General features: G+C 60.3%; 19 protein-coding genes and 1 pseudogene. 4 read left to right on the forward strand and 16 right to left on the reverse strand.

The features are described 5' to 3' along the window. The first annotated feature begins 176 nt into the window (after nucleotides 1–176). Nucleotides 177–923 (forward strand): hypothetical protein, encoded by a 747-nt coding sequence (locus QRN38_RS16760; RefSeq protein ID WP_024666348.1) that lies wholly within the window; start codon nucleotides 177–179, stop codon nucleotides 921–923. Between the two features lie 50 nt (nucleotides 924–973). Here QRN38_RS16760 and QRN38_RS16765 read toward each other — a convergent pair whose 3' ends face one another. From QRN38_RS16765 to QRN38_RS16825, 13 genes are all read right to left on the reverse strand, one after another. Then, complete coding sequence (locus tag QRN38_RS16765; RefSeq protein WP_044391569.1) at nucleotides 974–1,696, reverse strand: alpha/beta hydrolase; 723 nt, start codon at nucleotides 1,694–1,696, stop codon at nucleotides 974–976. Between the two features lie 75 nt (nucleotides 1,697–1,771). Beyond that, nucleotides 1,772–4,099, reverse strand: a complete 2,328-nt coding sequence (gspD, locus tag QRN38_RS16770) for a type II secretion system secretin GspD (RefSeq protein WP_007246061.1) — start codon at nucleotides 4,097–4,099, stop codon at nucleotides 1,772–1,774. Continuing rightward, the gene (locus QRN38_RS16775) at nucleotides 4,099–4,626 is read right to left on the reverse strand and encodes a general secretion pathway protein GspN (RefSeq protein WP_007246060.1); all 528 of its coding nucleotides are present in this window, start codon (nucleotides 4,624–4,626) and stop codon (nucleotides 4,099–4,101) included. The genes gspD and QRN38_RS16775 overlap by 1 nt, the downstream gene beginning before the upstream one ends. After that, complete coding sequence (gene gspM, locus QRN38_RS16780) at nucleotides 4,623–5,234, reverse strand: type II secretion system protein GspM (RefSeq protein WP_003381177.1); 612 nt, start codon at nucleotides 5,232–5,234, stop codon at nucleotides 4,623–4,625. Before gspM ends, QRN38_RS16775 begins: the two co-directional genes overlap by 4 nt. Further along, entirely contained in the window at nucleotides 5,209–6,279 is a 1,071-nt protein-coding gene (locus QRN38_RS16785) for a type II secretion system protein GspL (protein WP_057417787.1), read from the reverse strand. Before QRN38_RS16785 ends, gspM begins: the two co-directional genes overlap by 26 nt. Then, nucleotides 6,276–7,010: a general secretion pathway protein GspK gene (locus tag QRN38_RS16790; RefSeq protein WP_007246058.1), complete on the reverse strand. Its 735-nt coding sequence runs from the start codon at nucleotides 7,008–7,010 to the stop codon at nucleotides 6,276–6,278. Before QRN38_RS16790 ends, QRN38_RS16785 begins: the two co-directional genes overlap by 4 nt. Then, nucleotides 7,007–7,639: a type II secretion system protein GspJ gene (locus QRN38_RS16795; RefSeq protein WP_005767344.1), complete on the reverse strand. Its 633-nt coding sequence runs from the start codon at nucleotides 7,637–7,639 to the stop codon at nucleotides 7,007–7,009. Before QRN38_RS16795 ends, QRN38_RS16790 begins: the two co-directional genes overlap by 4 nt. Beyond that, a complete protein-coding gene (locus QRN38_RS16800; protein ID WP_024666355.1) occupies nucleotides 7,636–8,019 on the reverse strand; it encodes a type II secretion system protein in 384 nt (127 codons plus the stop codon). The genes QRN38_RS16795 and QRN38_RS16800 overlap by 4 nt, the downstream gene beginning before the upstream one ends. Continuing rightward, the gene (locus QRN38_RS16805; RefSeq protein WP_007246056.1) at nucleotides 8,019–8,453 is read right to left on the reverse strand and encodes a prepilin-type N-terminal cleavage/methylation domain-containing protein; all 435 of its coding nucleotides are present in this window, start codon (nucleotides 8,451–8,453) and stop codon (nucleotides 8,019–8,021) included. The genes QRN38_RS16800 and QRN38_RS16805 overlap by 1 nt, the downstream gene beginning before the upstream one ends. A gap of 8 nt (nucleotides 8,454–8,461) precedes the next feature. Beyond that, a complete protein-coding gene (gspG, locus tag QRN38_RS16810; protein WP_005618920.1) occupies nucleotides 8,462–8,893 on the reverse strand; it encodes a type II secretion system major pseudopilin GspG in 432 nt (143 codons plus the stop codon). A 25-nt stretch (nucleotides 8,894–8,918) separates the two neighbouring features. Then, entirely contained in the window at nucleotides 8,919–10,121 is a 1,203-nt protein-coding gene (gene gspF, locus QRN38_RS16815; RefSeq protein ID WP_005767347.1) for a type II secretion system inner membrane protein GspF, read from the reverse strand. Next, a complete protein-coding gene (gene gspE, locus QRN38_RS16820; protein WP_024666356.1) occupies nucleotides 10,118–11,842 on the reverse strand; it encodes a type II secretion system ATPase GspE in 1,725 nt (574 codons plus the stop codon). The genes gspF and gspE overlap by 4 nt, the downstream gene beginning before the upstream one ends. A gap of 83 nt (nucleotides 11,843–11,925) precedes the next feature. After that, nucleotides 11,926–12,153 carry a hypothetical protein gene (locus tag QRN38_RS16825; RefSeq protein WP_057417788.1) on the reverse strand — a complete coding sequence of 76 codons (228 nt, stop codon included), beginning with the start codon at nucleotides 12,151–12,153 and terminating at the stop codon, nucleotides 11,926–11,928. A 495-nt stretch (nucleotides 12,154–12,648) separates the two neighbouring features. Here QRN38_RS16825 and QRN38_RS16830 point away from each other — a divergent pair, with 495 nt between their 5' ends. After that, nucleotides 12,649–15,390 (forward strand): beta-glucosidase, encoded by a 2,742-nt coding sequence (locus tag QRN38_RS16830; RefSeq protein WP_005767351.1) that lies wholly within the window; start codon nucleotides 12,649–12,651, stop codon nucleotides 15,388–15,390. Nucleotides 15,391–15,429: 39 nt separating this feature from the next. Here the strand turns inward: QRN38_RS16830 and QRN38_RS16835 are convergent, their stop codons facing one another. The 3 genes and pseudogenes from QRN38_RS16835 to QRN38_RS16845 all read right to left on the reverse strand — a co-directional run bounded on the left by QRN38_RS16835 (nucleotide 15,430) and on the right by QRN38_RS16845 (nucleotide 16,976). After that, the gene (locus tag QRN38_RS16835; protein WP_005767352.1) at nucleotides 15,430–16,074 is read right to left on the reverse strand and encodes a TetR/AcrR family transcriptional regulator; all 645 of its coding nucleotides are present in this window, start codon (nucleotides 16,072–16,074) and stop codon (nucleotides 15,430–15,432) included. A gap of 58 nt (nucleotides 16,075–16,132) precedes the next feature. Continuing rightward, nucleotides 16,133–16,384: pseudogene (locus tag QRN38_RS16840) on the reverse strand (hypothetical protein); the annotation flags it as partial. A gap of 46 nt (nucleotides 16,385–16,430) precedes the next feature. After that, nucleotides 16,431–16,976 carry a GNAT family N-acetyltransferase gene (locus QRN38_RS16845; protein WP_057417789.1) on the reverse strand — a complete coding sequence of 182 codons (546 nt, stop codon included), beginning with the start codon at nucleotides 16,974–16,976 and terminating at the stop codon, nucleotides 16,431–16,433. A 105-nt stretch (nucleotides 16,977–17,081) separates the two neighbouring features. Here QRN38_RS16845 and QRN38_RS16850 point away from each other — a divergent pair, with 105 nt between their 5' ends. Next, nucleotides 17,082–17,972 (forward strand): LysR family transcriptional regulator, encoded by an 891-nt coding sequence (locus tag QRN38_RS16850; protein ID WP_024666361.1) that lies wholly within the window; start codon nucleotides 17,082–17,084, stop codon nucleotides 17,970–17,972. Nucleotides 17,973–18,250: 278 nt separating this feature from the next. Then, nucleotides 18,251–19,834: an aldehyde dehydrogenase (NADP(+)) gene (locus QRN38_RS16855; RefSeq protein ID WP_005767359.1), complete on the forward strand. Its 1,584-nt coding sequence runs from the start codon at nucleotides 18,251–18,253 to the stop codon at nucleotides 19,832–19,834. The last annotated feature ends 376 nt before the right edge of the window (nucleotides 19,835–20,210 follow it).

Raw genomic sequence — 20,210 nt, forward strand, 5'->3', positions numbered from 1 at the left:
TAGCCCATCGCCCTTCTGGCTCTCTCGCACCTCAAGGCTCGCGTATCCGGCACCTCTGGATCTGCGCGATTGAACACGGATTGTACAGACGCCTCATCCCAAGGCCCCCAACCCGCCGATACTGCTGTTCAAGCGCATCGGTACGCATTTCCGTAACCCGAACAAGGCAAACAGCAATGGACGCAGCACCACGAACAAGCAAGTTTTACGCAATTCTAGCCAAAATATCGATAAGCGTTACCGGCATGATCGGGGCCATGTGGAGTATTTTCACGTACTTTTTTCCAGACCCTGCTGTTCTTGGCCTCAGGGTTGATTTCATCAATTGGAAAACCCTGATCATTATCGTTAGCACTGCCATGATGCTCTGCGGCCTGTACATCGCGTTCCTCGCCAGAAAGCTTCCCTCGGCGCTCAAGCTTGGCGTCTGGCTGGCACTTGCACTGTTTCTCTGCGCGGTGTTCTTTAAACTGGGCGGCGAATACGCCAAGCCCTCGATCGATTTCGCCCGTAGCCAGACGCTGTTCACCGAGAATGACAACGCCAACATATTCGGAAAACGTTCCGAAAACGTGGACAACCTGGACATCGAGTTGCTGGGCTGTGACCAGAACGGCCAATCGCCGACCTGTACGCTGGAGCTGACCAACAGGAGTGCAGACCGGGATTTCCGCTTTGTGAACCCGATCAGCCTGTTCGAGGAAACCGGTGGCGCGCTGGGCCTTTCGCAAATGCGTGTCGGCGATGCCAAGTCCGACCGCTGGGACAATTTCCAGCTGATCCGCAACGTCCCTACCCGCGTGACACTGACGTTTGAAGCGGCCAAGGGCAAGGTCAAGCAGTCGCCCGCCTTGAAGCTGTCCTTCCGTGATCGCGAGAATAAAGACAACGTACTCAAGTTCAACGAGGTCAAGGTCAACTAGTTAACCGTGGATCGTGCGTCGCCTCGCGGGTGTTACGACGCACGTATCCGCTACCGACTTGACTGCTGCAGCCAGTTCGCCAGGTCCACCACTTCAGCCTCGTTGATGCTGTGCCCCAGGCCTTCATACCCATGAAACTGCGGCGCCAGGCCGAGCGACTTGAGGGTTGCTTCGGCTTGCGGGCCGCTGGCGTAGGCCACCTGGCGATCCTGCACGCCGTGACCGATGAAAACCTTCAGCGCCTTGAGGTCATCAGAAGCTTTAACTTCGGATTTAACCACCGGCAACAACCGCCCGCTCAACGCCGCAAAGCCACCGACCAGCGTCGGCTGACGCAAAGCGACTTCGTAGCTCATCATGGCGCCCTGGCTGAACCCGACCAGAAACACCTTGCCTGGCTGCGTGCGAAATTTCTCGGTGGCCTGGGTGATGAAATCGGTCAGTCGCTTACCGCTGCTTTTCAGGTCTTCGGTCACGCCATCGTAATCGGTACCGCCTTTCTTCTGGGTGAACCACTTGTAGCTGTCTGCCTGCAACTCCACCGGAGCCTGCACCGACAGGTAGTTGTAGCCCGCAGGCAAATGTTCCTTGAGCCCGAACAGATCAGCCGCATTACTGCCATAGCCATGAATGAAGATCACCAGCGGCCGGTCTGGCGTTTCGACATTGGCCTGCGCCAGGTAGTCCAGCGGCAGGTCGGTATGCAAGGTGTTGTCCTGCGCCTGCGCCATTGTGGCGACGGCAAACAACAAGGCAGCGAAAAACTTCAGCATCGGTTCATGACCTCTGTTGGACGCTGCCTGTGGACAGCGTCGTGAGTGGACGTCGCGGCAGAAACTGACACCGCTTCAGTTCTGCATGCTGGTCCGTGAAACCTCGGGTTTGAGCAACTGCATCTGTTGACGGTAATCATCGGTCACTTGACGCGCCTGACTGCTGCTGGTGATGACTCGCGGCGTGATCAGCACGATCAGTTCGGTGCGGTCCTTGGATTTGCTGGAGTTGCCGAACAGCCATTTCAGGCCTGGAATACGCCCCAGATAAGGCACCGCGCTGACCGTCTCGGAATTATCCTGCTTGATCAACCCGCCCAACAGCACCGTCTGACCACTCTGCGCGGCGACTTGCGTCGACACTGAACGGGTCGAAATACGCGGATTGCCGTTCAGGTCAGTGGAGGCAGTGCCGGTGTCAGCATCGCTCACCTGTTGCTGAATATCCATGTACACCAGGCCGCCCGGATTGATGCGCGGCACGACGTCGAGAATGACACCGGTCTGCACGTATTCGACGCTGCTCAACGTGGTGTTGGTAGCCGTGTTGGTGTTGATTGAGGTCTGGCTGATAGGGATGTTGTCACCCACCTGAATCTGCGCCTGCTGGTTGTTCATGACCACCAGCGACGGTGCCGACAGCACCTGAGTACGACCGTTGGTTTCCAGTGCACGCAGAGCGACCTGCAGATTATTGCTGACAAACGAATAGAAAAACGAGTCGGTGGCGGCCAGCGCTGCGCCGCCAGTGCCAAGCGAACCCTGGCTGCCAGGGGTGTTGGTGACATTGCCGGTGGTGCCCGAGTTACCGGCCAGACGGCCCAGGTACCATTGCACCCCCATGTCCAGTTCGCCGGTGAGTTTGACCTCCAGAATTCGCGTCTCTATCTGCACTTGCAGCGGCGGATTGTCGAGGCGCTTGATCGCTGATTCGATCTCTTTCCACTGCGCCGGACGCGTGCGCACCAGCAACTGGTTGCTGCTCTTCTGTGCGGTGATGCGGGTGCTGGCATCCAGCGACTTGCTGCCGGCGTTCGACCCGCTGTCGTCCTGACTGGAAGAATCCGCTTCGCTGCCGCTCTGATCGTCGCCTTCGGATTCGCTGTCGGCGCTGTTCTGGCTGTTGTTCATGCCCTGGCTGTTGCCAAAGCCACCGCCGTTGCTCATGCCGCTGCTGTTGCCGCCCAAGCCACTGGAGCTGCTCATGCCGCCAGAGCCACCGCCGCCGCTGGAATTGAGTGACGACAGCGTGGTGGTGCGCAGGCCCGGCGCAACCTTGGCGGGCGAATCATCCTTGATAGCACCTGTGCCATAGATCTGTCGCAGGTATTTGGCGAGATCGGTGGCCTTCATGTTGCGTACGTCGTACACGTACATCTGCGGCTCGTTGCCGCCGCCTTCGTCGATGGTGTGAATCCATTCGCCGACTTCACGCAGGTACTCGGGCTGCGAGGAAATCGCCACCACCGAATTGGTCCGCTCGATCGGCAGAAAACGCACCATGCCCGCCAGCGGCATGCCGCTTTGCGGGCCGAAGATTTTCTGCAGCTCAGGCATCAGCTCGCCAACCGAGGCACGTTGCAGACCAAATACGCCGACCGACATGCCTTTGAGCCAGTCCACATCGAACGTGTCGATAGTGTCCTGATAGTTGGCCAGTTCTTCGGGCGTGCCCGCCAGGCTCAGTACGTTACGCGCCGGATCGACCAGCAGGAACGCGTTTTCCCGCGCGAACGGCTTGAGCAGCTTCTGCATTTCAGTGGCCGAGATGTAACGCAGCGGAAACAGCCGCGCCGACATGCCCGCCGCCGGTTGCGCCACCGGCATTTCCGGTACCAGCTTGCCGGCCACAGCCTGATTCGAGGGCAGGATCACGTAGCGATTGCCCTGCTTGATCATCGCGTTGTCGGTCCACGACAACAGCGTCTCGAGAATCGACAGCGCCTGCTGCTTGTTGACCGGCTTGGAGGTCGAGAAGCTCACATCGCCTTTCACGCCTTGGGCAATGCTGTAGTTCTCGTGCAGCAGGTCGCCCATGATGCTGTTGATCACCGCCTGAATCGGCTGATTGGTGAAGTTGAAGACAATGTCGCCAGCCTCCGCCGGGCGCGCTGCCGGAGCCGCCGCGGGCTGGCGGATGAAACGCTGATTGCCCTTGATGATCTGGCGCTGCGGCGAGGCCGCCGTCTGCTGTGAAGGGGGCTCGACTGGCGGTCGTTCGCTGCGCGGGTCTACCGGCGGGCGTTGTGAACCGGTTCCCTGGAGCGCTTCCTGCAGCATGCCATTGTCGGGGTCGAGTGTGTCTGGCTGTGACGCGCAGCCGCCAAGGGCGACGGCGGTGGCCAGGCAAAGCAAGGGTGTGCGCAAGGTAGCGATGGCAGAAACTCCAGAAAAGGTACCCATCACAGGGTGGAATCGTTGGTTAAGGTAATCGGCGGTGTACTCGACGGCGGCGGCAGGCGCAGCGCAGGCAGACGCAGGATTTGCGTGCGCTCATCGAGTTTGAAAGTGGCCTGAGTGGGCTCCAGGCGGTCCAGCGTCCAGCCATTGGGCAAACGGTCGCCCTGACGAATTTTCAGCGCCGGACCACTGGCCTGCTTGATCAATGCGACACGCAGCGAGCCGTCCATGATCACCCCGGTGAGGGTCAGGCCGGCCAGACTGGTGGCCTGCTCGGCCTTGCGCACCGCCGCGTCCGGGCTGCGATCAGGGCTGAACAGTGGGGTTTTCCAGGTGTTGGCCAGGCTGTCCAGGGTTGCCGAAGGCGCGCTGTGCACCTGGGCTTTCTGATCGAGCGGATTGCGCGGCGCCTGCTCGGGCAGCCAGTCGGGCGAGTGCGCAGCGCCGCTGAAAATCAGGGCGATGAGCCCCGTCAGCAGCGCGGCCAGCGCCAACAGCGACCACTCCAGCGGGCGTAAAGAGCCGGTCATTGCTCGCCCTCCCCGGCGCTGGCCGGTTGCAGGTAGCCACGCACCAACAGGTGCACCACCAGTTTGCCGGCAGCGCCAGTGGCGGGAGCATTGGCATCACGACGCATACTCATCTCGTCAACGAACAGAAACGGGCGCTGGTACTCCAGCGCATGCAGGATGGCCGTCAGCGGTTCGATGGCGCAGTTCAGGGTCAGGCTGACCTTGACCTGACGATACGGCTCGGCGCTGTCCTGCTCGGGGGTGATAGGCATGCGCTGGGTCAGCTCGCAGCCGCCACCGGTACTGGCCTGGCTGCTGATCAGGTCGGCAATACGCTGCATCAGATCGGCCGCCACGGCACTCGGGTCTTCGCCGGGCAACAGGCTGGTGCTGCTGGCCGGGTCACGGCGTGCTTGCTCCAGTTGCTCGCGCAATGAGTCACCCTGCTGCAACAGGCCAGCATAGCGCTGCTGTTGCTCGCGCAATTGTTCGGTCTGTTCGCTGATGTCACGCAATGGTCCGGCGAACCAGCTGTCGATAAACAGCCAGTAAGCCAAGCACAGCACCAGGGCCAGAATCATCAGGGCTGCGCCCCGCCGCTCACGGCTGGTCAGTGGACGGCGCATCGGCGTTCTCCTGATGCAGGTTCTGGTGCAAGTGCGCACGCAGGGAATACTGGTCCTTGCCCGTCTTGGTGTCGGGCTGGATCACGCCCTGAAATTGCGCATTGTCCAGACTGCGGCAGTCTTTGACCCGGCCGATCAGCGCGCTGGCCTTGGCACTCTGCCCAGAAAAAGCCACCTCGGCGCTGTCGCTGATTTCCAGATGCTCGATCCAGGTGTCCGAAGGCAGGCAGGCGGTCAGCTCACTGAGCAGCGCCGAGAGCGGCGGTTGCGTGGCCTTGCGGCGCAGCAGGTAATTGGCCGCGCCTAACGTGTTGGTCAATTGCTGGCGCAATTGCTGAATCTCGCCAACCTGAGCCTTTTGCGCTTTCACGCTGGCCTGCATGTCATCGAGCAGGCTCTGCCGGTCATTGAGCCACAGCAACATGGCAGTCAATAACAGAGCGGCGCAAAGCCAGCCCATCCAGCGTTGCAAACGATGACCGGACCGCGATTGTTGCGGGCGCAGCGGCATCGGCAGCAGGTCGATGCCCATGCGCAGCCCTTCGCTGCCGACATCGACCGCATCGGGACGCAGACCTCGCTCCGCACATTCGCTGAGTATCGCGTCCAGCCGCTCGCGCAATATTGCCACCAGCGTGACCTGCACAAAGCTCGCGCTGCGGCTGTCCTGACGCGCAACGAAATACAACTGGCCTGCGTCAAACGGGGTAAAGCGGTCCAGCTCATAGCCGACCACAGTGGACAGATTGCGCGCAGCGGCCGCTGGCAATTGCAGGGTTTGCACCAGTACAGCCGAGGCCGGCAACAACAAGACGCGCCGCATTTCGCCCGATGCAGCGGGCAGCGGCTCGACCAGCGGCCAGGCACTGACGTGTTCGAGGGTTTCGCGGCCCAGCCAGCGACTCAGGCGTGGCGGCAAGCAGGCGCGAAGCTCCGCGACCCACCATTGCCAACCGTGCTGCGCCGGACTGCCACGCCACTGCCGGGCAACCTGCTCGCGTAACGCGTACACCGGTGCCAGACGTGCAGAAACTGATGAATTCATTCTTGCCAACGCAACACCCTATAGGGCTGTGCGCTTCCCTCCGATGGGCTCAATAAAACAGTAGTTTGTAACAGGGCAATCACACCGCCCGGTTGTTCTGCGCGGCTATCGATGGCCAGTACCTCACCGGGATCGGCCCCCACCGCGCTCTGGTTCGGCAGGTTCAAGGCCCGGCGCAACAACGCCGAAGCGAAGGCAGGGTCAGGCCGGTCCAGCCCGCTCCATAATGTAATTTCCGGCAATAACCGGGCATACAGCGCCTGATTCATGCCCGGCAACTGGCGTACTTCCTCGACCACCCGCAAGGGCGACTGACCGCCATTGCGCTGAGCCTCCAGCACCTGAGCGATACCGCTGGCCTGATTTCTGGTCGCGCCACAGGCCTGCAACAGGCGGGATATATCGGCGACCGGTGCGCTGTTGAGGTCCAGCTTGCCTCGTTCACTTCTGATGCTGACCACCAACTGCGCGTCATCCATGCGCAACGACACCAGACGCCCATCGGCAATCCAGCGTTTGCGCTGTGCAGGATCAAGCAAACCCTGCACAGCCATATTCATGCCAGCCTCGGCGGCCAGCAGCGCCTGAGTGTTTTGCCGCAACCAGAGGGCCTGTCGGCTTTCCAGTTGCACCCAGCCGGCCAGCCCGCCGAGCAACAGGCTCAACAGCGCCAGCACCCAAAGCACCACCAGCAACGCAACGCCCTGCTGCTTTTTATTCGACGCCGTCATTCGCCGCCCGCCCCACCGGACAGGTCCAGACGCAGTGCCACCACTTCGGGAACCCACTTGACCGTCCCCCTGGTCTGCATGTCGATGCGTACAGCGCCCGGCAAACGATTCGGCCAGGGCCATTCGGGCACCCAGCCTGTCGGCTTGCCCTTGGGGTTAAGGCCCCGGTAACTGAACGTCAGTGACTCGACGTTTTGCAGCAATACCTGAGGCTCGCCCCACGGCTTGAGCGCCACGCCATTTGCCCCGGACTGAACCTGAGCAAAGGACACCTGCAGCGCCCGATGACCTTGCGGCCCTTTGAGTTCAAGGCTGTGCACCTGAATGCCGCCACCCAACTCACCCGGCAGCGTGGCGACAAAACGCAACTGCTGAGCCGAGCCCTCAAAAAAACCGCTGTTGACGTCATCTTCGGCGGACGTGTCCAGCGGCAGCGCCTGGCTGATCGAGCTGCGCAGGAATGCCTGCGCGGCGCGGGTCTCGTCCAGGTTCACGGTGTAACGCTCAGCCTTGAGCACCGCGCGGTTGGCCCCCAGCAGCGCGCCGGCAACCAGTACCAGCAACACGCCCAGCAGGCTGATCACCAACAACACTTCCAGCAGCGTGAAGCCACGCTGGGTGCGCCTCATGACCCCGCCCCACCCGCAGCGCCACTGACGGCGCCGCGTAGTTTAAGGGTGCTGAACTGCGCCTTGCGCTGATGTTCACTGACCATCAGGTCGAGGCGAAACATCCTCGTCTGGCCATTGGCACCTGGCAGCTGATGGATATCCAGCGTCCATTCGATGCCGGCGAGCGTGCCCTGACGCGTACCGTTTTCCAGCGGCCCTGCGCTTTCCTGGTCCATTATCGTGCGTGCCGCATGACTGAGCCGGTCACTGCGCGAGACCTGTTGCAAGGAGCGCGCGCTCTGCCCGAAGGCAACCAGCAGAACACCGCTGCACACCGCCATGACGGTCAATGCAGCCAGCATCTCCAGCAGGGTGAACCCCGACTGCGATGTTTTCATTAAAGCGACCGTATCTGGACGCTGCCGGTCAGCCAGCCAATATCAATGCGCCAGCGCCGATCGCCATCAGCGACAACCACGTTGCCACCACTGGAACCGCCGTCCGGGTAAAACTCCACCGAAGAGCCGAGGTCCGACGAGGTCTGCATCGTCACGCGCAAGCTCTGCGGCCAGTGCATCTCACGCTTGCCGGGCGCCTTGAAGGTCGCCTTGTGCAGGTCGAATTCGGTGCGCGCCGGTTGACCGGTGACAATCGCCCGCACTCGGGTGGCCCGCAGCGCTTCGACCATGTCACCTACCGCCCGCCGTTCGCTGGCGGTACTCAAACCCTGTTGCAGACCGAAACCCACTAGACCGACGGCAATGCTCATCAACACCAGCACCACCAGCATTTCCATGAGAGTAAAACCCCGGCTTGCGACAGACGTTCTCATACCGCTGTTTACTCCCAGTTGCCCAGGTCGGCGCTGTAACCTTCGCCACCCGGCTGACCGTCTTGGCCGTAGAAAATCAGGTCGAAGCTGCCATGCTGGCCCGGAAAGCGATAACCGAACGCATGGCCGAACGGGTCTTTGAGGTCCGAAGGCTTGGCATAAGGGCCATTCCAGTTCGACGCATTGCCTGGCTTTTCGGTCAACTGCTGCAGCGTCTTGGGTGGCGAACCGACATCCAGCGCGTAGCTTTCGACCTTCATGCCCAGGCTGGCGAGTTGCGCCTTGCCTGCACCGTATTTGCCCTTGTCAACGTTACCGCCCACCTGGCGCACAACGATGGTCGCGACAATGCCCAGCAATACGATAACCGCGAGCATTTCCAACAGCGTGAAACCGCCCTGTCGGCGTGCGGGTTTGAAGCGTGTACGGCTAAAAGTCATCGGGATGGTTTCCTCGTTCGTGAATTCAGATATTGCTGGTCAGGCTCATCAACGGCAGCATGATGGCCAGCATGATCACCGCGACCATGCCTGCCATGACCACCGTCAACGCGGGCACCAGCGCAGCCAGCATGCGGTCGATACCGCGCTTGGCCTCGACGTCGAATACGTCCGCGACCTTGAGCAACATGGTGTCCAGTTCGCCGGCCTGTTCGCCGACTTCGATCATTTGCAGGGCCAGATCAGGCAGCAAAGGCTGTGCGCCGAACGCACTGGCCAGCGTGCCGCCGCCCTTGACCGACTCGGCCGCCTGCCCGACCTGGGCCTGCAAGGCGCGGTTGGTACAGACCTGGCGAGCGATCACCAATGCCTGCAGTAGCGCCACGCCATTGGTCAGCAGGGTGCCCAGTGTCCGGGTCAAGCGCGCTGCTTCGATGCGCTGCAGCAAAGGGCCGATCACCCGGATGCCCAACAGGCGGCGGTCGCGACGCTCACGCCGCTGCGGGTCGCGCATGCGGATCGCCATGCCCCAGATCAGCGCGATCAGGCTGGCAAATACCGCCAGGCCGTAGTCACCGAGAAACTGTCCGAGGTCGAGAATGACCTCAGTGATCAACGGGATCGGCACCCCAAGATCCTTGAAAATAGGCACGAACTGCGGCACGACGTAGGCCAGCAGCAGGGCCAGCGAGCCGAGTACGCCGACCACCAGAAAGGCCGGGTAGATCAGCGCGTTGATCACTTCACCACGCAGCAACTGGCTGCGCTCCAGATAATCGCTCAACTGACGCAAGGTGCTTTCCAGCGCGCCGCCGGCTTCGCCTGCACGCACCATGCTTATATAAAGAGGCGAAAACTGACTTCCCTCTTCTTCCAGCGCCACGGACAACGGTTTACCGGCCTTGACCTGTTCGCGGATACGTTCGATCAGCGCCCTGGTCTGCGGTTGTCCAGGCTGTTTGAGCAAGATTCCAAGAGATCGTTCCAACGGTTGCCCTGCACCTAGCAGGGTCGCGAGTTGTTGAGTGAAGCTGACCAGCGCCGCGCCGTTCAGCAAGCCGCTGCCCAATACGCGACGCAGCCCGCCAAGCCCTGCGACATCGACCTGCAAGACCATCAGGCCACGCTTTTGCAGCGCGGCAATGGCAGCGTCCTGATCCCGGGCCTCCAGTGTGCCGTTCTGCGCTGCGCCCTGGGCGTCCAGCGCGCGATACTTGAATAAGCTCATGTGCCATCACCACGGGTCACGCGCAGCACTTCCTCCAGTGATGTCACCCCGGCCACTGCCTGGCGCAGGCCCTCTTCATGCAGGGTGCGCAAACCGCCTCGGCGAGCCGCTTCTTCCAGAGTGGACGCGTCAGCGTGACGCATCAGCAGGCTGCGCAGTTCTTCGTTCATCACCAACAACTCGGTGATAGCGCTGCGCCCACGATAACCGCCGCCCGGTGCATCGGCGCGCGGTCGGTACAGGCGAATCGGGCGCTCGTCGGTAAAACGCTCCAGCCCGTGCTCGGCGATCAGCTCCGGCGGCGCATCGAAGGCTTCACGGGTGGCAGGGTCCAGTCGTCGCACCAGTCGCTGAGCCAGAATGCCATTGACGGTCGAGGCGATCAGGTAGCTTTCGACGCCCATGTCCAGCAGACGGGTAATACTCGCCGCCGCGCTGTTGGTGTGCAGGGTCGACAGCACCAGGTGACCGGTCAGCGAAGACTGAATGGCGATGCGGCAGGTTTCCAGGTCGCGCATCTCACCGATCATGATCACGTCCGGGTCCTGACGCACGATGGAGCGCAGCGCCCCGGCGAAGTCCAGGCCAATGGAGGGCTTGACCTGAATCTGGTTGATGCCTTCGAGTTGATACTCCACCGGGTCTTCAACGGTGATGATCTTGCGCTCGGCGGTATTGAGCCGTGACAGCGCCGTATAAAGAGTGGTGGTCTTGCCTGAACCCGTCGGCCCGGTGACCAGCAGGATGCCGTGCGGACGCTCCAGCACATCGAGAAATTCATCCAGCCGTTCACCATCGAAACCCAGGCTCGGGAAATCGAAGTTGATGGTCTGCCGGTCCAGCAGACGCATCACAACCGATTCGCCAAAGCTGGTGGGCACGGTGGACACCCGCAGGTCCAGCTCCTTGCCCTGAATGCGCAGCATGATCCGGCCGTCCTGCGGCAATCGGCGCTCGGCGATGTCGAGCCGGGCCATGATCTTTACACGGGAAATGACCGCCGCCGACGAACTGGACGGTGGCGCTTCGGCTTCATGCAGTACGCCGTCGATGCGGTAGCGCACTTTCAACTGGCTCTCGAACGGCTCGATATGAATGTCGGAAGCGCGCTGCTCGACCGCACGTTGCAGAATCAGGTTGACCAGACGAATGACCGGCGCTTCGGAGGCCAGGTCCTTGAGGTGTTCAATGTCTTCCAGCGAACCACCCTCGTCGTCCAGGTTCTCGATCAGGGTGCCCATCGCTGAGCGGCCCTGCCCGTAATAACGCTCGATCAGGGTTTCGACCTCGTTGCGCGGCCCGATGGACAAGCGCACCGGCACTTCGCAGGCATAAGCGATGGCCTGAAACGGGTACAGCGTGCCGGGGTTGGCGCTTAGCACCTGAAGCCCCTGATCGCTCCAGCCCACGGGTACCACTTGATAGTGGCGCATGAAGCGTTCGGTCAGCGGCGGCAATGGATCGAGCAGCGGTGGCACGGCGTCAGCCAGCAACAACGGTGCCTGCAACAACGCAGCCCAGGCGCGGGCCAGCTCAAATTCAGACACCAGGCCGAGCCGGGTCAGCAGCCCGAGCAGCTCAGTGCCTTCGGACTCCTGCTGCAACCTTTGCGCGCGCTCCAGATCGGCCGTCTTCAGACCGGCATTTTCGATCAGCCAGGCGCACACCTGTTCGGCATCCGGAATGAGGAGACGGGAAACATCGACGGGAACTGACGGCATGGATGAGGGCATTTTGCTACTTCGGAGGGACATGTTACAGCACTCTCCGCATGGAGAGCGCTGTGCTCAAAGGCTTCAAACGATCAATTTGACTGCTTTTGAGGGGTTGCGTTCTGTGGACGACCGCCTTTTGTGGTTTCGGTCTTTTGTTTTTGCGCAGCTTGCACGGCTTTTGTGTCCTGGGTCTGAGTCATGACGGTCGAATCGCTCGCGCCGGAAGTTGCATCGTCATCGGTCGATTCAGCAGCAACTACTGCACCACTAAGGGCAAGACCCAGAACGACACCTGCACTGATTACAGAAAATTTCATCACAATAACTCCACAAGAAAAGAGGGTGAATTCGGCAACACGCAGAACTCGGATAAAGACCGGGCAAGAATTAACGCACAGCACGCCTTGCAACTTGCGAGCTGTCTTTCTTCGTCCTGAAAAATCTTAAACCCATCGACCAGTAGGTTTAACGAGAGTTCCTCAACTGTAAAGAAAAAACACGAAATGAAAGAAAAATACGCTTTTATTTGACATTTATGCCCTGTTTTCGACTTAATTGTATCGGTTTACGAACTCAAAGTGCCACCACTTAATAGCCAAATAGTGGCACTCTGGCAACAGAAAAACATAATAAACAACGCAGAAAATAGTAACTAAACAGTCTTCATTCGCGACCGCAAAATGGCGGGAACAGGCGAAGCCGGACAACTGTTTCCTGAAGAAAATATTAAGTACTACAGCGTAAATAACGACGCGTTAGGCCCGTGCAAGTGCGTGGGCAAACAGTTAATTAAAATGATGTTGGAGAGCAATATGAACAAGCGAAAGATGATAGGCGCGCACTCGGCGCTGGCCTTGCTGGCACTGGCCGTTTCTCAGGTGCACGCCGCTGATCCGACTGTGCAGCAGGGACGTGAAGACCGCGCTGAAAAAGCCGCGCAAAAGACCCTGGCGAAAATGACCATGGAAGAAAAGCTGGCCTACATCGGCGGCACCGGCGGCTGGGATGTGAAGCCGCTGACCAACTACGGCGTTCCGCAGATTCACGGCGCTGACGGCGGCGTGGGCGTGCGTTACACCAGCGAAGGCAACGATCAGGGCGTGGTCTATCCGTCCGGCCCTAACCTGGCAGCCACCTTCAACCCGCGTCGCGCCATCGACCTGGGCCGTGCTCTGGGTTATGACACTGCGACCGGCGGCTACCAGTTCATCACAGGTCCAGGTGTAAACCTGTACCGCATGCCTTACGGCGGCCGTGCATTCGAATACCTTTCCGGTGAAGATCCGTTCCTGGGCGCCAGCCTGGCACCGGGTGTCATCAACGGTATCCAGTCCCGTGGTGTGTGGGCCAACGCCAAGCACTACGCGGCCAACGACCAGGAAAGCAACCGTTTCAATCTTGACCAGAAGATGCCCGAGCGCGTGCTGCGTGAAATGTCGCTGCCTGCGTTCGAGTCGTCGTCGAAAAACGGCAATGTTGCGATGATGATGTGCGCCTTCCAGAAAGTGAACGGTGATTTCGCCTGCGAAAGCGAGCACCTGATCGCCCAGATCCTGAAGAAGGAATGGGGCTACAAAGGCTTCGTGCAGAGCGACTACAACGCTGTGGTGCACGGCTTTGAAGCTGCCCGCGCCGGTACCGATCTGGACATGATGGGCTACCAGATGAACAGCTCCGTGCTCAAGCCGCATCTGGACGCCGGTGACCTGAGCGCTGCGACCATCGATGACAAGGTGCGCCGCATCCTCAAGCAGATCTACCTGTACAAGTTCGACAGCAAGGCACCGCTGACCACCCACAACATGAACAGCTCGACCAGCAACAAGGTCGCTCTGAATGCTGCGCGTGAAGGCATCGTGCTGCTGAAAAACCAGGGCGATCTGTTGCCACTGGACAAGCAGAAGGTCAAGAAAATCGCCGTCGTCGGCACCCTGGCCAAATATGCACCACCGACCGGTTTCGGTAGCGCCAATGTCATGGCCAGCCATTACGTCAGCGAGTTGAGCGGCCTGCAGCAAATGGCACCCAACGCCAAGGTCGAGTTCATCGATGGCCTGTCGCTGGACCCAAGCACCTCTGCCTGGAACACCACTGACGCCGCTGGCAACAGTGTTCAGGGCATGAAGGTCGAATACTTCAGCAACACCAACTGGTCTGGCGATGCAGCGGTCACCCGTACCGAGCAGCACGTTGACCTGGACTGGGCCAACGACAAGAACCTGCCGTTCGAGAGCAACACCTCAACGTCCGATCCGTACACCACCAAAGGCTCGACCGCTGGTGAGCTGAACGGTGACACGTCTTCGACCTCGATCCGCTACACCGGCAAGATCACCCCGACCCAGAGCGGCGAACAGGTGTTCAAGGTGCGTGCCGACGGCGCTGTGCGCCTGTGGGTCAACGGCAAGAAAATCATCGACAACGGTGACGGCAAGCCATTGCCGGGCAACAGCATCCCGCCGACCATTCCAGAGTTCGCCAAGATCAATCTGGAAGCAGGCCAGTCCTACGACGTGAAGCTTGAGTACTCGCGTCGCGCCGGCTACCTGTCGACCATGGGTGGTCTGGTCGGTGTGCAGCTGAGCTCCGCTTCGCTGAACGCGCCTCAGGACCTGTCCGGTTATGACGCGGTTGTGGTTGCAGTGGGTAACAGCAACGAATACGAAGGTGAAGGTTTCGACCACAGCTTCGATCTGCCCGAGTTCCAGAACGAACTGATCCAGAACATCGCCAAGGTCAACCCGAACACCGTGGTGACCATGTATGGCGGTACCGGCCTGAAGATGAGCGACTGGATCGAACAGGTTCCGGTAGCGCTGCACGCCTTCTACCCGGGTCAGAACGGTGGTCAGGCCCTGGCCGAAATTCTGTTCGGCAAGATCAACCCGTCGGGCAAGCTGCCGATCAGTATCGAACGCAACATCGAAGACAACCCGGCCTACGCCTCCTTCCCGAAATTCGACAACCAGAACACGCTGGCTGAAATGGATTACAAGGATGACCTGATGCTGGGTTATCGCGGTTACGAGAAGAAAGGCATCAAGCCGCTTTACCCGTTCGGTTACGGCCTGTCGTACACCACGTTCGGCTACAGCAACATCAAAGTCACGCCAGGCGTCGCGGTGGGCAATACGCCGATCAAGGTGTCCTTCGACCTGACCAACACCGGCAAGGTCGGCGGTTCGGAAGTTGCACAGCTGTACGTTGGCCAGCAGAACCCGAAAGTCGAGCGTCCGATCAAGGAACTCAAAGGCTACAAGAAGGTGTTCCTCAAGCCGGGTGAAAGCAAGCGCGTGACCATCGAGCTCAATGACCGCTCGCTGGCCTACTTCGACGTGAAAACCAACCAGTGGGTGGTTGACGCCGACACGTTCAACCTGTCGCTGGGTGGCTCGTCGCAGGACATTCGCCTGAACGCCAAGCTGGTCAACTCGTTCCGCCAGGAACTGTCGACCACTACCAGCAACCCGCTGCCACGTTCGGCGCTGAACTCGGTGCTGGTCGAGAAGCCACCGGTCAAGACCGGTGGTGTGTTCCAGCAGACTGTCGAGTAAGCCTCGCGCTGAATGATTGAAACACGGAAAGACAAAGGCTCAGGGACGAGCCCTTACCGTTGCATCGACCTGCGCAATGTAGGCATCGAAACATTCGATCAGATCGACTTGATCGGGAAAGCGTAACCACTGAATCTGCAAGCCATCCATCATGGCCAGAAGCTGCTGGACCACCTTGTCCAGATCCACATCCGCCCGTACTTCTCCCCGCTCCACCAAACCTGAAAACTGCCCGAGCAAGTGCGCATGAATGCGCTCATAGCGCGTCTGAAACCATTCATACGCGGGCTGGCTGTCGACCAGGCTTTCGGCGTTGAGAATCGAAAAGGCACGCACCACACCAGGCGCCGTGGCATTGGAGCGATTGATCGCGCGCAGGCCACCGAGCAGACCGGTCAAGGTGTTGTCGGTACGCACTTGGGCGGCAATCCGGCCATTGACCTCATCACGCCGCTCCAGCACACCCATCAACAGCGAGATCTTGCTGGGAAAGTGATGCAGCAGCCCCGCCACCGAAATACCGACGATCGCCGCCACTTTGGCCACCGATGCGCCGGTATAACCCTCAAGGGAAAACACCTGCAACGCGGCATCGAGCAATTCTTCGCGACGCTTCTCGCCCTTGGGCGCGCGTCGCTGTCGGGTGACTGGCGTACCCGTTTCCGTGGGTTCGTACCGGGTCATATCAGGCTCCTTCTTGAACAGCCGCGTACCCTAACCATTCGGGCCGCCGCTGGCAACGCTATTGAACCTTGATTGTCGGACAATTTCTGGATTTTTCACAATAGCGCTGGAGCAACAGTGCAACTATCACCAGCACCACACTGAGGCTCAACGACAGCCCCAACAGCCCGCGATCAGCGTAACGTTCCCGTACCCAGGCGAAAAACCATGGCGCGGCGGCAGACAGCAGAAAGCCAGGCGCCAGCAGCCGGCCCTGCAGGCGTGCATAGTGTCGAGGGCCAAACAGCGCAAACGGCAGACTGGCCCGCAGCGCCACCCAGGCATAAACCTTGGCAAGCCCGCGCGGCCCACAGCCGTCAGGCCAGGTCGGCTGGCGCGCTGGCCGAGCCGTCGCCCAGCGCTCGCTGCATGAGCACAGTGTCTACCCAGCGGCCGTGCTTGAATCCTACAGATTCAAAGACGCCGACCCGACCAAACCCCAAGCGTTCGTGCAAACGCAACGAGGCGATGTTTTCACTGTTGCCGATCACCGCGATCATCTGCCGCCAGCCGCCTGTCTCGCAACGTTTTATCAGCTCGCTCAGCAGTGCCTGACCGATGCCCAGCCCGCCCATGCCGTCGCGTACATACACCGAATCTTCCACGGTAAAGCGATAGGCCGCACGAGGCCGATACGGAGTGACGTAGCCATAGCCGACCACTTCCTTTGCGCGCTCGGCGACCAGATACGGCAGACCTTTGGCAAGTACCTGTGAACGACGCTCAAGCAGTTCGGCGAGCGTGGGCGGTTCCAGCTCGAAACTGGAAATGCCGTGCAGAACGTGGCCTGCATAAATCGCCTGGACGGCAGGCATATCATCGTCGCGAGCATCTCGCAGGGTTAGGGTTAGGGTCGGGGTCATGGCGGGGCTCTTGTGCAGGTGTCAGTAGATGACTGCAATCATGCCGCTCGCAATAACATTAAAAAAGCTATGATTTATCATCCACAGCATAAGAAATACTTTGCCATGCAACGACTGAACCTCAATCACCTGCACACGTTCTCGCTGGTCATCGCGCATGGCAGCTTTTCCGCAGCCGCAGAGCACCTGCACCTGACCCAACCGGCGGTCAGTTTGCAGGTGCGCCAGCTGGAAACCCGCTTGAACCTGAAACTGATTGAGCGCGTTGGTAAACGCCTAAAGCCCACCTCGGCGGGCAACACACTGCTGGAACATATCGCGCGCATTGACGCCGTGGTCGAGGACGCCCTGCTGGAGCTGTCCAGTCACGCCAGCGGTGTTGCCGGGCAAGTGGCCATCGGCACCGGCGCGACGGCCTGCATTCATCTGCTGCCGCCCATGTTGCAAGCGCTGCGTCGGCGCTTTCCCGAGCTGGAGGTGCGGGTCAGCACCGGCAACACCGACAGCATTATCAAGGCTGTAGAAGAAAACCGCCTTGACCTTGCGCTGGTCACCCTGCCCGCCGGCGGCCGCAGCTTGCACATCAAGCCATTGCTTGAAGACGCCTTCGTGGCGATTTTCGCCAACAGCCAGCAACCGATGCCCGTGGACATGACGCCCGAGCACCTCAGCGAACTGCCGCTGGTGGTGTTCGAGGCCGGGAGCAGCACGCGCCTGCTAATCAATGAGTGGTTCTCGCAGGCCGGGATTCGCATCAAGCCGGTGATGGAACTGGGCAGCATCGAGGCAATCAAGGAAATGGTCGCTGCGGGGCTGGGCTACAGCATTGTGCCGCGCATGGCCGTTGCCGCGCCGCACCATCGGCGCGGCTTGTATGTTCAGCCTCTGGCACCGGGGCTGAGCCGTACGCTGGGCATTGCGTTACGGCAGGACAAGCCAGTCAACAACGCGCTGCGCCAGGTGCTGGATGCGCTGCAGCACCTCAAAGGGTCATGAAGACACGCTTAGATTGAGGGGCCGATCGTTTCCACACACAATCACCGATGCGCTATAAACAGCAGTGGCGACATAAAGGCTAAACGCTGTCTGGCAGTTGCGTCAGCAGCGAATCAAGTTGTACGATGACTGCCCACCGATTCACGCGTCATGATTGCCGGCCTGCTTTTAAACGCCGCACCAGTGCCACCCCGCAAAGCAACTCGGCAACCCATAAGGAGCGCACGGTCCGGATCCCTTCGGCGCCCGCCTCCAACATCAAACAACAGGAGATACCGATGCCAAACATTCTCGGCCAGAACTTCATCGCAGGCGGCCGCAGTGCCCTGGGCCAAAGCCTGCAGAAGAGCCTGGATGCCACCACGGGTGAAGAATTGCCTTACAGCTTTCACCAGGCCACCGACGGCGAAATCGACGCCGCCGCGCTGGCCGCCAAAGCCGCCTTTCCTGAATTCCGCCAACTGAGCCCGGCCCGCCGCGCGGACTTCCTCGACGCCATCGCCGATGAACTTGACCAGTTGGGCGACGACTTCGTCGCCATCGTCTGCCAGGAAACCGCCCTGCCACAGGCGCGCATCCAGGGTGAGCGCGGGCGTACCAGCGGGCAGATGCGTCTGTTTTCCAAAGTCCTGCGTCGCGGTGACTTCGTCGGTGCGCGCATCGACCTCGCCCTGCCGGACCGCAAGCCGCTGCCACGGGTTGACCTGCGTCAGTACCGCATTGGCGTCGGCCCGGTTGCCGTGTTCGGTGCAAGCAACTTCCCGTTGGCCTTTTCCACCGCAGGTGGCGACACCGCCGCTGCACTGGCAGCCGGTTGCCCGGTAGTCTTCAAGGCGCACAGCGGTCACATGGCGACTGCCGATCTGGTGGCCAGCGCAATCATCCGCGCCGCCGAGCGCACGCACATGCCCAAAGGCGTGTTCAACATGATTTTCGGCAACGGCGTTGGCGAAGGTCTGGTCAAGCACCCGGCCATTCAGGCCGTTGGCTTCACCGGCTCGCTGAACGGCGGCAATGCGCTGTGCAAAATGGCTGCCGAACGCCCGCAACCGATCCCGGTATTTGCCGAGATGTCGAGCATCAACCCGGTCGTGCTGCTGCCTGGCGCTTTGCAGGCGCGCGGCGAAACCGTGGCCAAGGAATTGGCCGGCTCGGTGGTGATGGGTGCCGGCCAGTTCTGCACCAACCCGGGCGTGGTCATCGGCCTGCGCTCGCCAGCGTTCTCGGCGTTTCTGGAGCAACTGACCGAACAGATGGGCGCTCAGGCACCGCAAACCATGCTCAACGCGGGTGGCCTGCGCAGCTACAGCAAAGGCGTCGAGCACCTGCTGGCGCATCCTGGCGTCACTCACCTGGCCGGCAAGCCACAGGAAGGCAAACAGGCTCAGGCCCAACTGTTCAAGGCCGATGTCAGCCTGTTGTTGAATGGCGATCAGTTGTTGCAGGAGGAAGTTTTCGGCCCGACCACTCTGGTGATCGAAGTCGCCGACGATGCGCAATTGAAAGACGCCCTGCAAGCCTTGCGCGGGCAGTTGACTGCTACTGTGATCGGCGAACCTGCAGACCTCAGCCAATACAGCTGGCTGCAACCGATCCTGGAAGAAAAAGTCGGCCGTATCCTGTTCAACGGCTACCCGACCGGTGTTGAAGTCTGTGAAGCCATGGTCCACGGCGGCCCATACCCGGCAACGTCGGATGCACGCGGCACGTCGGTCGGCACCCTGGCCATCGATCGCTTCCTGCGCCCGGTCTGCTACCAGAACCTGGCCGACAGCCAATTGCCACCTGCCCTGCAGAACGCCAACCCGCTGGGCTTGCGTCGCCTGGTCAATGGCGAGTGGAGCGATCAGCCTGTCGCGTGATGATGAACAGCTGAACCGGCAACACAGCAGCGCGACCCCATAAGGGTCGCGTTTTTTTTGAAAAATATTTCTCTTTTGTGCCTGAAGTCGCTTATGGCGAGGCGGTTTTCTGCTCGGATTACAGCACCATGAAAGTGCAAAACATGAGCTGTTCATAAAATAACCACAACGCTACAGGCCACGTAGAACAAGGGTTTCAAAAAGTTACCCACAGACATACCCACGATTTCCGTGGACAACTTTTCATCGATTTCGGACCTTAAAAACCCTGAGCAGCGCAAGCGCAAATTTTGGCGGTTCTGCAAAAATCCGAACGGGGTGGCACCCATAGTGGCCCAGGCCTCGGCCTTCACCGTTACACATAAGTCCGCTTCTA

The sequence above is a fragment of the Pseudomonas sp. CFBP2511 genome, from assembly GCF_030209255.1.
Taxonomy (GTDB): domain Bacteria; phylum Pseudomonadota; class Gammaproteobacteria; order Pseudomonadales; family Pseudomonadaceae; genus Aquipseudomonas; species Aquipseudomonas avellanae.